Annotated in this window: 10 protein-coding genes; 9 read left to right on the plus strand and 1 reads right to left on the minus strand. The window is 70.1% G+C overall.

Annotated elements, in window-relative coordinates; translation table 11 throughout:
• Positions 1–283: transposase (locus ACK4S2_RS00005; protein ID WP_409618954.1), on the minus strand; the 283-nt coding region annotated here is incomplete at its 3' end.
• Between the two features lie 131 nt (positions 284–414).
• On the opposite strand from ACK4S2_RS00005, the gene tsaE reads away from it, so the two are divergent.
• From tsaE to ACK4S2_RS00050, 9 genes are all read left to right on the plus strand, one after another.
• Complete coding sequence (gene tsaE / locus ACK4S2_RS00010; RefSeq protein WP_409618957.1) at positions 415–897, plus strand: tRNA (adenosine(37)-N6)-threonylcarbamoyltransferase complex ATPase subunit type 1 TsaE; 483 nt, start codon at positions 415–417, stop codon at positions 895–897.
• Positions 894–1,904 (plus strand): aminoglycoside phosphotransferase family protein, encoded by a 1,011-nt coding sequence (locus ACK4S2_RS00015; RefSeq protein WP_409618960.1) that lies wholly within the window; start codon positions 894–896, stop codon positions 1,902–1,904. The genes tsaE and ACK4S2_RS00015 overlap by 4 nt, the downstream gene beginning before the upstream one ends.
• The gene (locus ACK4S2_RS00020; RefSeq protein WP_409618963.1) at positions 1,880–2,572 is read left to right on the plus strand and encodes a nucleotidyltransferase family protein; all 693 of its coding nucleotides are present in this window, start codon (positions 1,880–1,882) and stop codon (positions 2,570–2,572) included. Before ACK4S2_RS00015 ends, ACK4S2_RS00020 begins: the two co-directional genes overlap by 25 nt.
• On the plus strand, positions 2,565–5,468 hold the full coding sequence (gene addB, locus ACK4S2_RS00025; RefSeq protein ID WP_409618965.1) for a double-strand break repair protein AddB: 2,904 nt from the start codon (positions 2,565–2,567) through the stop codon (positions 5,466–5,468). The genes ACK4S2_RS00020 and addB overlap by 8 nt, the downstream gene beginning before the upstream one ends.
• A complete protein-coding gene (addA, locus tag ACK4S2_RS00030) occupies positions 5,465–8,761 on the plus strand; it encodes a double-strand break repair helicase AddA (protein WP_409618968.1) in 3,297 nt (1,098 codons plus the stop codon). The genes addB and addA overlap by 4 nt, the downstream gene beginning before the upstream one ends.
• Before the next feature lie 60 nt (positions 8,762–8,821).
• Positions 8,822–9,142 (plus strand): thioredoxin, encoded by a 321-nt coding sequence (gene trxA / locus ACK4S2_RS00035; RefSeq protein WP_409618971.1) that lies wholly within the window; start codon positions 8,822–8,824, stop codon positions 9,140–9,142.
• A 94-nt stretch (positions 9,143–9,236) separates the two neighbouring features.
• A complete protein-coding gene (locus tag ACK4S2_RS00040) occupies positions 9,237–11,078 on the plus strand; it encodes an ABC transporter ATP-binding protein (protein WP_409618974.1) in 1,842 nt (613 codons plus the stop codon).
• Positions 11,075–12,013, plus strand: coding sequence for a hypothetical protein (locus ACK4S2_RS00045; RefSeq protein WP_409618976.1), 939 nt, complete (start codon positions 11,075–11,077; stop codon positions 12,011–12,013). Before ACK4S2_RS00040 ends, ACK4S2_RS00045 begins: the two co-directional genes overlap by 4 nt.
• The gene (locus ACK4S2_RS00050; RefSeq protein ID WP_409618979.1) at positions 12,010–13,842 is read left to right on the plus strand and encodes an ABC transporter ATP-binding protein; all 1,833 of its coding nucleotides are present in this window, start codon (positions 12,010–12,012) and stop codon (positions 13,840–13,842) included. Before ACK4S2_RS00045 ends, ACK4S2_RS00050 begins: the two co-directional genes overlap by 4 nt.
• The last annotated feature ends 26 nt before the right edge of the window (positions 13,843–13,868 follow it).

Genomic DNA, 13,868 nt, shown 5'->3' on the forward strand with positions numbered 1-13,868 from the left:
CCACGAACCAGCGGAACATCAGGTTATACTGCATCTGTTCCATCAACTGCCGCTCCGAGCGGACCGAAAACAGGATCTGGATCAGGCTCGCCCGGATCAACCGTTCCGGCGCAATCGAGGGACGGCCAAAATCGGTGTAGAGCGCCTCGAACTCGGCATCGAGACTGGCCAGCGCCTCGTTGACCACCTGCCGGATCTTGCGCAGCGGATGCCGGGCGGGGATGCGCGCTTCAAGGTCAACATAGCTGAACAGCGACCCGCTCGCCTCGTCCGTCCCGCGCATCATCACCCCCACCGTTGTCGTGCAAAGGGTGAAACATGTTCCTAACTCCGGGTCGAGGGCTGACTTCTTCAGCAGCCTGCTAAGCTTGGCCGGGCCTTTCCCTGCCCGGCCCGGCAGGCTAGACATCGGGCATGAGCCCGACCGCCCCGCCCGACCGACTGGTGTTTTCCTTGCCCGATGCGGCTGCGACCGAAGCCCTGGGCCGGTGGCTGGCCGACCGATTGGGCCCCGGCGATGTGCTGCTGCTGGAAGGGCCGATCGGCGCCGGCAAGACCCATCTGGCCCGCGCCCTGATCCAGCACCGGCTTGCCGCGGCCGGGCGGATGGAGGACGTGCCTTCGCCCACCTTCACGCTGGTTCAGGTTTATGACAACGCCTCGGGCGAAATCTGGCACGCCGACCTCTATCGCCTGTCGCACCCGGCCGAAGTGGCGGAACTGGGGCTGGACGAGGCCTTCGGCACCGCCTTGTGCCTTGTCGAATGGCCAGACCGGCTGGGCAAGCTGACCCCGGCGCATGCCTTGCACCTGACGCTTGCCGACGACGGCGCGGGCCGGCTTGCCACCTTGCGCGGCCCCTCCGACCGGCTGGCACGTCTGGGGCCGATGCCATGACCGCGCGGGCCGGGCTTGCTGCAGATTTCCTGGCGCGGTCGGGCTGGGGCACGGCCCGGCGGCAGTTTCTGGCCGGCGATGCCTCGCCCCGCCGCTACGACCGGCTTACGCTGGGCGACACGACGGCCGTTCTGATGGATGCTCCGCCCGACCGGGGCGAGGATGTGCGGCCCTTTGTCGTCATGGCGCGGCACCTGCGCGCCTTGGGCCTTTCGGCACCGGAAATCCTGGCCGAAGACGCTGGCAACGGCTTTCTGCTGCTGGAAGACCTTGGCGACGATCTGTTCGCCCGGGCTCTGGCCCGCGACCCGGGCCGGGAACAGGCACTTTACACCGCCGCGGTCGAGGTTCTGGCCACCCTGCAGGCGGCCCCGCCGCCGGTCGGCCTGCCCGACCACAGCCCCGCCTTCATGGCCGAGGCGGCAGCGCTGAGCCTGACCTGGTATGCCCGTGCCGTCACCGGCCAGCCGCAGGATCCGGCACCGTTGCAACGGGCGATGGCGCAGGCGATGGCGGCACATTGCACCGCGCGCCCGGTGCTGGTGCTGCGCGACTACCATGCCGAAAACCTGTTGTGGCTGCCCGGTCGCGCGGGGCTGGCCCGTGTGGGCCTCCTGGATTTCCAGATGGGGTCGATGGGCCAGCCGGAATACGACCTGATCTCGTTGTTGCAGGATGCCCGCCGCGATGTGTCGCCGGCGCTGGCGGCCCCGTTGATCGCGCACTTCGCGCAAATCACCGGCGCCGACCCCGAACGCACCGCCACCGCCTGTGCCGTTCTGGGCGCGCAGCGCGCCTTGCGCATTCTGGGCGGGTTCACCCGGCTGAGCCTGCATTTCGGCAAGCCGGGATATGTGCGGCTGATTCCCCGGGTCTGGGCGCATCTGCAGGCCGACCTTGCCCATCCTGCCCTGGCCGGGGTGCGCGCCGCAGCCCGCCTGCCCGAGCCTACGCCCGAAGCCCTGCAAAGGATCACCGACCTGTGCGGCACTGTCCCTACCCTCTGATGCTGTTCGCCGCAGGCTTCGGCACCCGCATGGGCGCGCTGACGGCCGAACGGCCCAAGCCGCTGATCCGGGTGGCCGGGCGGGCGCTGATCGACCATGCGCTGGCGCTGGCCGACGACGCCGGCATCGCGCGCATCGTGGCGAACCTGCATTACAAGGGGGCGATGATCCGCGACCACCTTGCGGGGCGCGACATTGCCTTTTCCGACGAATCGCCGGAAATCCTCGAAACCGGCGGCGGCCTGCGTGCAGCCCTGCCGCTGCTGGGGCCAGGGCCGGTGTTCACGCTGAACACCGATGCGGTCTGGACGGGCCCGAACCCGCTGAAGACGCTGGCGGCCGGATGGCGCCTCGGCATGGGCGCGCTGCTGCTGCTTGCGCCGGTGGCGCAGACCCGGGGCCATGCGGGCAAGGGCGACTTTGCCCTGCACCCCGACGGCCGCATCACGCGGGGGGGCGACCTTGTGTATCTGGGCGCGCAGATCGTGGACCCGGCGGGTCTGGAAGCCCGGCCGGAGCGGGTCTTTTCGCTCAACCGCCATTGGGATGCGCTGATCGCGGCGGGCCGTGCCTTCGGCGTGGTGCATACCGGCCGATGGTGCGACGTCGGCCGCCCCGAAGGCATCGCCGAGGCCGAGGCAATGTTGCGCGAGGCCGGCGATGTTTGACAGCGGCGAAGCGCGCGTCTTCGGGCTGCCGCCCGGGGTGGATTTCGCCGCCGCCCTTGTCGCGGGCCTGCGCAGCCGGCTGAGCGCGGCCCCGCCCGAGGCGATGGCGCGCGTCACGCTGTGGGTCAACTCCTCGCGCATGCGCGAGCGGGTCAAGGCGCAGTTCCGCGGCCCGGACCTGCTGCCGCGCATCCGGCTGGTGACCGAACTGGCCGAGGCGCACCCCCTGCCGCATCTGCCCGCGCCCGAACCCGCCTTGCGCCGGCGGCTGCAACTGACCCAGCTGATCGCCCGGTTGCTGGATGCCGAACCCGACCTTGCGCCGCGGTCGGCGCTTTACGATCTGGCCGACAGCCTGGCCAACCTGATGGACGAGATGGCCGGCGAAGGCGCAAGCCCCGAGGCGGTGGCGGCGCTGGATGTGTCGGATCATTCGCTGCACTGGGCGCGGACCCAGCGGTTTCTGGGCATCGTGGCGCCGTTCTTCGGGCCCGATGCCAGCCCGCAGGCCGAAACCCGCCGCCGGATGGTGGCCGAGCGCTTGGGCGCGATCTGGGCAACGCGCCCGCCGCCGGGGCCGGTGATCGTGGCGGGCTCGACCGGATCGCGCGGGGCGACGGCGCTGATGATGCAGGCGGTGGCGGGCTTGCCGCAAGGCGCGCTGGTGTTGCCCGGGCACGATTTCGCCATGCCGCCCACGGTGTGGGACCATCTGGGCGATGCGCTGACGGCCGAGGATCACCCGCAATACCGCACCCGCCGCCTGCTGGACCGGCTGGGGCTGACGGCCGCGGCCGTCCGGCCCTGGACCGATGACCCGGCCCCGGCGCCGGGGCGCAACGCGCTGGTATCGCTGGCCTTGCGCCCGGCCCCTGTGACCGATCAGTGGCTGAGCGAAGGCGCAACCCTGCCCGATCTGGTGCCGGCAACCGCCGGCATGACCCTGATCGAGGCGCCCAGCCCGCGGGCCGAGGCGCTGGCGATTGCCCTGATCCTGCGCGAGGCGGCAGAGGTCGGGCGGGTTGCGGCCCTGGTCACCCCCGACCGCGACCTTGCCCGGCAGGTGACCGTGGCGCTGGACCGCTGGGGTATCGTCCCCGACGACAGCGCCGGCCGCCCGCTGATGCTGACCCCGCCGGGGCGGCTGTTGCGGCAGGTGGCCGGGCTGTTCGGCCAGCGGATCACCGGCGACCGGCTGCTGGCGCTGCTGAAACATCCGCTGGTTCATACCGGCACCGATCGGGGCGACCATCTGCGGCTGACCCGCGACCTGGAACTGCACCTGCGCCGCAAGGGGCCGGCCTTTCCCGATGCCGGCTTCCTGCGGGTCTGGGGCGCCGCGCACAAGGCCGAAGCCTGGGCCGGCTGGCTGGCCGACCGCATCGCCGGGCTGGACTCGGTGGCCGAAAGGCCGCTGGCCGATCATCTGACCCATCACCGCGCCCTGGCCGAGGCGCTGTGCGCCGGCCCCGTGCCCGGCAGCGGTGAGTTGTGGCTGCAAGCCCCGGGCGAAGCCGCGCAGGCCGCGCTTGCCGCGCTGGAGGCCGAAGCCGCGCATGGCGGCACGCTGGCCCCGCACGATTACGCGGCGCTGTTCGATGCCGTTCTTGCCGGGCAGGAGGTGCGCGAAACCGCCGCCCCGCACCCGCTGATCCGCATCCAGGGTGCGCGCGAGGCGCGCGAGCTGTCGGCCGGGCTGGTGATCCTCGGCGGGCTGAACGATGGCGGCTGGCCGCAGCTGCCGCCGCCCGACCCCTGGCTGAATCGGCAGATGCGGCTGAAGGCCGGGCTGTTGCTGCCCGAACGGCGCATCGGCCTTGCGGCGCACGATTTCCAGCAGGCCATCGCCGCCCCCGAGGTGGTGCTGACCCGCGCCGCCCGCAGCGACGAGGCGGAATGCGTGCCCTCGCGCTGGTTGAACCGGCTGGTGAACCTGATGCAGGGCTTGCCCGACCGGAACGGGCCGCAGGCGCTGGCCGCCATGAAGGCGCGCGGCGCCGTCTGGCTGGGCATGGCGCGCGCGCTGGAAAGGCCCGCCGCCACCGTGCCGCGGGCGCCGCGGCCCTCGCCTTGCCCGCCGGTGGCGGCCCGGCCCGTGGAACTGGCGGTCACCGGCATCGAAACCCTGATCCGCGACCCTTACGCGATCTATGCCCGGCACATCCTGCGGCTGCGCGGGCTCGACCCGCTGCGGGCCAGCCCCGACGCCCGCCTGCGCGGAACCGCCCTGCACAAGGTGATGGAGGCCTTTGCCCGCGACGGCCGCGGCACCGCCGCCGCCCTGATGACCGCCGCCGATGCGGTGCTGGAGGCCGAGGTGCCCTGGCCCGCAGCCCGCGTGCTGTGGCGCGCCCGTCTGGCGCGGGTGGCCGACTGGGTCGCCGCGTTCGAGGCCGACCACGCCGGCACGCCCGAACTGCTGGAAACCCCCGGTGCCGTCACCCTGCCGGGCCTCGGGTTCCGGCTGACCGCGCGCCCCGACCGCATCGACCGTCTGGCCGACGGGCGGTTGCACATCTACGATTACAAGACCAGCTCTCCGCCCACGGCCGAACAGCAGGCCTATTTCAACCAGCAACTGGCCTTGCAGGCGGCCATGGCCAGGCAAGGCGGCTTTGCGCGCCTGGGGCCGGCCGAAGTGGCGGCGGCCACCTATGTCGGGCTGGGCGCCACGCCCAAGGCCGTGCCCGTGGACGTGACACCCGAGGGGCTGGACCGCGTCTGGTCCGGGTTGATCCGGCTGATCGCCACCTATCAGCAGGCCGATACCGGCTATACCGCGCGGCGCGCGATGTTCCGCACCTCGTTCGCCAGCGATTACGATGCCCTGTCGCGGCATGGCGAATGGGACATGGCCGATGCGGCCGTCCGGCTGGTTGTGGGGGGGGCGCCATGACGCATCCTGCCTCGGCCCGCCAGCGCGCCGCCGCCGACCCGGCGCGGTCCACCTGGCTTTCGGCGAACGCCGGCTCGGGCAAGACCAAGGTGCTGACCGACCGCGTGGCGCGTTTGCTGCTGGAAGGCACCGAGCCGCAGCGCATCCTGTGCCTGACCTATACCAAGGCCGCCGCGGCCGAAATGCAGAACCGCCTGTTCCGCCGCCTCGGCGCCTGGGCGATGATGCCCGAGGCCGAGCTGTTGCAGGCGCTGGCCGAGCTGGGCCTTGCCGCCAGCCCCGATGCAGGCACCCTTTCGGCCGCACGCCGGCTGTTCGCTCGCGCCATCGAAACCCCCGGCGGGCTGAAGATTCAGACCATCCACAGCTTCTGCGCCTCGCTTTTGCGGCGCTTTCCGCTGGAGGCCGGGGTGTCCCCCGGTTTCGCGGAAATGGACGAACGCGCGGCCGACCTGATGCGCGCGGAAATCATCGAGGACATGGCCGAACGGCTGGCCCCCGAGGCGGTGCGCCGCCTGGCCGCGCTGTATACCGGCGAGGATTTCCTGAAACTGACGCAGGACATCGCCGGCCTGCGCGCCCGCTTTACCCCGCAGGCGCGCGCCGCCTTGCCCGAAACTCTGGGGCTGCAACCCGGCGACAGCCCCGAAAGGCTGCTGGCGGATGTGTTCCTCGGGGGCGAGGCCGAATGGCTGGCCGAGGTGGCCGCCCGCATGGAAACCGGCAAGACGACCGACATCAAGGATGCCGCGCGGCTCAAGGCGCTGAACCTGGTGTCGGCCGGCCTGCAAGATCTCCTCGGCCTCGAAAAGGTGCTGCTGACCCAAAGCGGCGAGCGCGCCTTTCAGGCCAAGATCGGCAAGTTTCCCACCAAGGACACGCGCGGCGCGCTGGGCCCGCTGCTGGCGCCGCTGGAACAGCTGATGGCGCGGGTCGAATCGGCCCGCAACCGGCGCCTGGCGCTGGGTGCGCTGCAACGGGCCGAGGCGCTGCACGATTTTGCGGCGGCCTTCCTGCCGGAATACGATCGGCGCAAGCAGGCGCTTGGCTGGCTGGACTTCGACGACCTGATCCTGCGCGCGCGCGACCTTTTGTCGGTGTCGTCGCTGGCGCAATGGGTGCTGTATCGGCTGGATGGCGGCATCGACCATATCCTTGTGGACGAGGCGCAGGATACCGGCCCCGAACAGTGGCGCGTCATCGAACTGCTGGCGCAGGAGTTCACCGCCGGGCAAGGCGCGCGCGACAAGCCGCGCACGATCTTTGTGGTGGGCGACAAGAAACAGTCGATCTATTCCTTTCAGGGTGCCGACCTGGAAAAGTTCGACGCGATGCAGGCGCATTTCTCGGCCCGGCTGGCGGCGATGGGCACGCCGTTGCAGGCGCAGGCGCTGGAATATTCCTTTCGGTCGTCCCCGGCCGTGCTGCGCGCGGTGGATGCCACCTGCGCGCCCTTTGCCAGCCTGGGGCCGGTGGGGCACATCGCCTTCAACGAAGCGATGCCGGGCCGGGTGGACCTGTGGCCCCCCGTGCAGGCAGCCGACGAGCCCGACCGCGGCAACTGGTTCGACCCGGTCGATCTGCCGGCCCCCCGCGCGCCCGAGGTGGTGCTGGCCGAAACCATCGCCAGCCAGATCAAGGGCTGGCTGGACAGCGGCACGCGCATTCCGGTGCGCGGCGGCGAACGGCCGATGCGCGCAGGCGACGTGCTGATCCTGGTGCAGCGGCGCCGCGCGATGTTTTCCGAGGTGATCCGTGCCTGCAAGGCGGCAGGCTTGCCGATTGCCGGGGCCGACCGGCTGAAGCTGGGCGGCGAAATCGCGGTCAAGGATCTGGCGGCGCTGCTGTCGTTTCTGGCCACGCCCGAGGACGACCTGTCGCTGGCGGTGGCCTTGCGCTCGCCCTTGTTCGGCTGGTCCGAGGCGGAGCTGTTCGACCTGGCGCATGGTCGCAAGGGTTGGCTGTGGGAAGCCTTGCGCAACCGCGACGACCATGCCGCAACCCGCGCCACGCTGGCCGACCTGCGCAACCGTGCCGATTTCCTGCGTCCGTTCGAGCTGATCGACCGCATCCTGACCCGCCACGACGGCCGCCGCCGCCTGGTTGCCCGCCTTGGCCCCGAGGCGGAAGACGGCATCGACCAATTGCTGGGCCAGGCGCTGGCCTACGAGCGGATGGAGGTTCCCAGCCTGACCGGCTTTCTGACCTGGTTGCAGACCGACGATGTCGAGGTCAAGCGCCAGTCGGATGCGGCGGGCGACCGGATTCGGGTGATGACGGTGCACGGCGCCAAGGGGCTGGAGGCGCCGGTGGTCATTCTGCCCGACACCGGCGACCGCAAGCCGCCACGCGGCGGCGACATGATGCTGCTGGGCGAGGTGCCGGTCTGGCAGACCAACGCCGGCGACAGCCCCGCGCCCATCGCCGAAGCCAAGGCCGAAATCGCCCGCCGGTGGGAGGAGGAGAACCAGCGCCTGCTTTACGTGGCCATGACCCGGGCCGAAAGCTGGCTGATCGTGGCCGCCGCCGGCACCACCGAAAAGCCGGAGTGCTGGCACAACCGCATCGCCACCGGGTTGCAGGCGGCCGGCGCCGTGGCGGTGGACATGCCCACCGGGCCGGGGCTGCGGCTGGCCTTCGGCACCTGGCCCGAACCCGGCGCCCGCGAATCCGCCGATGCGGCGCCCGGCGTGGCGCTGCCCGACTGGGCCGCCACCCCGGCCCCGGCCGCCCCGCGCCCGCCGCGGGCGCTGAACCCCTCGGACCTCGGCGGGGCCAAGGCCCTGCCGGGCGACGCCGGCCTGCCCGAGGCCGAGGCGATGGCGCGCGGCACCGCGTTGCACCTGTTGCTGGAACGGCTGCCCGAATATCCGCCGGCCGACTGGCCGGCCTTGGCCGCAACCATTCCCGGCGGGGAAATCGTGCTGGACGAAGCCCGTGCCGTGCTGGAACACCCCGACCTTGCGCATCTGTTCGCGCCCGACACGCTGGCCGAGGTGCCTTTTGTCGCGCGCTTGGGCGATACCACGCTGTCCGGCACCATCGACCGGCTGATCGTCGGCCCCGACCGCGTGCTTGCGGTGGATTTCAAGTCGAACGCCAGCTTGCCCGATGCCCCGCAGGACGTGCCCGAAGGCATCCTGCGCCAGATGGGGGCCTATGCGCGGGCTCTGGCCGACATTTACCCGGGGCGCCGCATCGAAACCGCGATCCTGTGGACGCGGGCGGCCCGGCTTATGCCCTTGCCGCACGATCTGGTGTCGGCCGCGCTGGACCGGGCCGGTGCGGCTTGACGCCGGGGGGCGGCGTGCCTACCTTCGGTTCAACTTCATATTCACGCCAGGAGATATGTCATGGCCACCGTCCCCGTCACCGATGCCACCTTCGAAGCCGAAGTAGTCAAGTCGCCCATTCCGGTGGTCGTCGATTTCTGGGCCGAATGGTGCGGCCCCTGCCGCCAGATCGGCCCCGCGCTGGAGGAGCTTTCGAACGAATACGCCGGCAAGGTGAAGATCGTGAAGGTCAACGTCGATCACGATCAGGCCGCCGCGGCGCAACTGGGGGTGCGCGGCATTCCGGCGCTGTTCCTGTTCAAGGACGGCAAGGTCGTGTCGAACAAGACCGGCGCCGCCCCCAAGGCCGCGCTGCAAAGCTGGATCGCCTCGGCCATCTGATCCGGGCCTGATGCCCGGTTGAGCCGCCCCTGCAACCGGGGGCGGTTTTCCTTTGCGCGCAGCCGGCCTATACCGGGGTGCAAGGAAGGCGCGCATGTTCCGGTTTTTCGAATCCCTGGTCGACCCGTATCAACCCTATCCGCAGTCGGATGCCCCGCCGCGGCGGCTTTGGCCGTTCCTGCGCGAATACGTGCTGCCGTTCCGCAAGGTGTTTGCGGTTACGGGGATATTCTCGATTCTGATCGCCGCGGGCGATGTCGCGCTGATCTGGTATGTCGGCCGCATCGTCGACCTGCTGGCTTCGGGCGAACCTGCGCAGGTGCTGGCGGCGCACGGCTGGGAATTCCTTGCGGTGGCGCTGGTGGTGGCGGTGGTGCGGCCGCTGGTATCGGGCACCGGAACGGCGTTGCTGCACAACACCATCCTGCCCAACTTCGGCACCATGATCCGCTGGCGCGCCCACCGGCATGTGCTGCGCCAGCCCGTGGGCTGGTTCGAAGGCGATTTCGCCGGCCGCATCGCCAACCGCATCATGCAGACCCCGCCCGCCGCGGGGGATGCGGTGTTCCAGACCTTCGATGCCATGGCCTTCGGCATCGTCACGGTGGTGGGGGCAGGCGTTCTGCTGGCCGATGCCGACCCCTGGCTTCTGGTGCCGCTGGTCGTGTGGTTTGCGGCCTATGCCTGGCTGGTGCGCTGGACGATCCGCCACGCGGGGCCCGCGTCCAAGGCCAGCGCCGATGCCCGCAGCGCCATCACGGGCCGCGTCGTCGATGCCTACACCAACATCCACTCGGTCAAGCTGTTCGCCCACCACGACCGCGAAATCGCCTATGCCCGCGAAGCGATCGAGACGGCGCGGCAGAAGTTCCAGCAGGAGATGCGCATCATCGTGCGCATGGACATCACGCTGACGGTGCTGAACGGGTTGCTCATCACCTCGGTCATCTTCTGGGCCGGGGTGCTGTGGTATCAGGGCGCGGCGTCGGTGGGCGCGGTGGCGGCGGCGGCCACGCTTGTGTTGCGGCTGAACAACCTGACCTATTGGCTGATGTGGGCCACCACCGGCCTTGTGCAGGCCCTGGGCACCGTGGCCGAGGGGATGGAAACCATCGCCCAGCCTGTCACCGTGCTGGATGCGCCGGGCGCCCGGCCGCTGGAATGGCGCGAAGGCCGGATCGTGTTCGACAACGCCCGCCACCATTACGGCCGCGACAGCGGCGGGCTGCAAGGCGTGAACCTGACCATCGCACCGGGCGAAAAGGTGGGTCTGGTCGGCCGGTCCGGCGCGGGCAAGACCACGCTGGTCAAGTTGCTGCTGCGGTTCTACGACCTCGAAGGCGGGCGGATCCTGATCGACGGGCAGGATATCGCGCAGGTCACGCAAGACAGCCTGCGCCGCCGCATCGGCATGGTGCAGCAGGATTCCTCGCTTCTGCACCGTTCGGTGCGCGACAACATCCTGTATGGCCGTCCCGAGGCGACCGAGGCCGAAATGATCGCGGCCGCCCGCCGGGCCGAGGCGCACGATTTCATCCTGACGCTGCAAGACCCCGAAGGCCGCAAGGGCTATGATGCCCATGTCGGCGAACGCGGGGTCAAACTTTCGGGCGGGCAGCGGCAGCGCATCACCCTTGCCCGCGTGATCCTGAAGGACGCGCCCATCCTGGTGCTGGACGAGGCGACATCGGCGCTGGACAGCGAGGTCGAGGCCGCGATCCAGGATACGCTTTACCGCGTGATGCAGGGCAAGACGGTCATCGCCATTGCGCACCGCCTTTCCACCATCGCCGCGATGGATCGCATCGTGGTGCTGGACCAGGGCCGCGTGGTCGAGGACGGCAGCCATGCCGCGCTGCTGGCGCGCGGCGGCATCTATGCCGGCCTGTGGGCGCGGCAATCGGGCGGGTTCATCGGCAGCGAGGCCGCGGAATGACCGGGCGGTCGGCACGCCGTCTGGCATGGAAGGCACGCGGTCTGCTGGCGCTGGGGCTGGCAATGATGCTGGCGGCGCTGGCCAGCGGCGCGGCGGGGCATGGGCTGGCGGGCTTTGTGCTGGTGACCGCCGGTTTCGTCGCGGCGCGGCTTCTGGCGCGACCCTGGCTGCTGACCCGGCTTGCGCAGCCGGGCGGGGCGCAGGCACTTTCGCGGGACATCGCCGGCCAGGTCCTGCTGGTGCTGGTGCTGTTCTGGATGGGGGTCGGGTTTGCGGCGCTGACCGGATGGCGGCCCGATTTGCCCCTTTGGTTGCCGCCCGTGGCCTGCCTTGGCGCCGGGGCCCTGTCGCGGGCGATCTGGCGCCCGATGCCGCCCGAGATGGACCGCTTTCTGGACGAGGCGACCGAGACGCTGACCCGGATGGCCGACAGCCTGGCCGAAGACGGGTCCGGCGACGACGCCCGGGCCGAAGCTGCCGCGGCGGCAATGATGGTCGCGCTCGATGCCTTGCCGGCCAGCGGGGTGCCGCACCACAGCATCGGCGATGCCGCCTTGCCGCCGATGGCCGACATGCCGTTCTGGACCTATACCAACCTGCTGTTCGACCGCGCCCGCGCCCATGAAACCGACCGCGACATCCGCGCACTGGTCATCGGCATCACCGATCCCTTCATCGCCACCAAGGCCGCCGGGCAAGAGGATCTGGACGCAGCCTTCGACCTGGTGGCGGCGCATGGCGGAGAGCAGGCGCTGTATTGCTTTGAAATGCAGACCGTCGCCTTGCTGGATGTCTTTCCCGATGCCTGGCGCGACATGCCCGCGCCCGAACGCTTGCGCGACTTTGCCGGCTCGCTCTCGGGCCAGATCGCCGACCGCTACCGCGACCTTGCCGCGCTGGTGGAACGCCTGCAGCAAAAGGCCGAAAGCACATGAAGATCGCCGACCTGATCGCCCCGTTTTCCCCCGCCGAAGGTCCGCCGCCCCGCACGCTGGGCGCCTTCATGGTGTGGGGGCTCAAGGGATCGTGGCCCGTGCTTTGGGTCGCCACGGCGCTGTCGGCGGCGGCAGGGGTCAGCGAGGTGGTGTCGGCGATGATCCTGGGCGCGGTGATCGACGCGGCGAATGCCTCGGCGCGCGATGCGTTTTTCGGGGCGCATGCGCTGCTGCTGGCAGGGTTCGTGGCCTTCTACCTGCTGGCGCGGCCGATGATCTTTGCGCTTTCCTCGGCCGCGAACTCGGTGGTGATCGGACCCAACGTCATGCCGCTGGTGCTGTCGCGGCTGCACCGCTGGACGATGGGGCAGGCGGTGACGTTTTTCGACAACGACTTTGCCGGGCGGATCGCCACCAAGCAGATGCAGACCGCCCGCGCCATCACCGATGTCGCCACCGAGGTCATCAACACCGTCGCCTTTGCGCTGGCCTCGATCCTCGGGTCGGTCGTGTTCCTGCTGGCGATCGATGCCCGGGTCGCGCTGGCTCTGGCGGTGTGGCTGGGGGCCTATGTCGTGCTGATCCGGTTTTTCCTGCCGCGGGTGCGCAGCACCTCGGCGGCGCGGGCGGCGGCGCGGGCCAACGTGACCGGGCAGGTGGTCGATACCATCACCAACATCAAGACGGTCAAGCTGTTCGCCCATGCCGACCACGAAGACCGCGCCGCGCTGCGCTCGATGGGGCTATATCGTGAAAAGTCCATCGACTTCGGGGTGATCTCGGCCTGGTTCCGGCTGGCGCTGATGACGCTGGCCGGGGCGCTGCCGGTGCTGCTGATCGGCGGCACGCTGCTGTTGTGGCAACAGGGCACCGCGACCACCGGCGATGTGGCGGCAGCGGGCACCATCGCCATTCGCATCGCGCAGATGACCGGCTGGGTCAGCTTTACGCTGATGACCATCTACGCCAACGTCGGCGAGGTCGAAGACGGTATGCGCACCCTGACCCCGCCCCACGCCCTGACCGATGCGCCGGGCGCGACGCGGCTGGAACGGGTGCGCGGCGAGATCCGCTTCGATCATGTCGGCTTTGCCTATGGGCGGGATACGGGCGGGGTGCAGGATATTGACCTGACCATCCGCCCCGGCGAAAGGCTGGGCATCGTCGGGGCCTCGGGCGCGGGCAAATCCACGCTGGTCTCGCTGTTGTTGCGGCTTTACGACACCGAGCAGGGTGCCTTGCGGATCGACGGCCAGGACGTGCGCGGCGTCACGCAGGAATCGTTGCGCCGGCAGATCGCCATGGTCACGCAGGAAACCGCGATGTTCAACCGATCCGCCCGCGACAACATCCTGTATGGCCGCCCCGATGCCACCGAGGACGAAATCATCGCCGCAGCAAAAGCCGCCGAGGCGCACGATTTCATCCTGACCTTGCAGGATCACAAGGGTCGCAAGGGCTATGACGCCCATCTGGGCGAACGCGGGGTCAAGCTTTCGGGCGGGCAGCGGCAGCGCATCGCGTTGGCGCGCGCTTTTCTGAAGGATGCCCCCATCCTGGTGCTGGACGAGGCGACCAGCGACCTGGACAGCGAGGTCGAGGCCCAGATCCAGAGCGCCTTGACACGGGTGATGCAAGGCAAGACCGTGCTGGCCATCGCGCACCGGCTTTCGACCATTGCCGAGATGGACCGCATCGTGGTGATGGAAGCGGGGCGGATCGTGGAACAGGGCAGCCATGCCGAACTGCTGGCGGCCGGGGGGCTTTATGCCCGTTACTGGAACCGCCAGTCGGGCGGTTTCCTGGGGCTGGAGGAGGCCGCGCAATGACGCCTTGCGGCGCAGGACAGAAACGC

Source organism: Gemmobacter sp. (assembly GCF_046292685.1).
GTDB lineage: Bacteria > Pseudomonadota > Alphaproteobacteria > Rhodobacterales > Rhodobacteraceae > Wagnerdoeblera.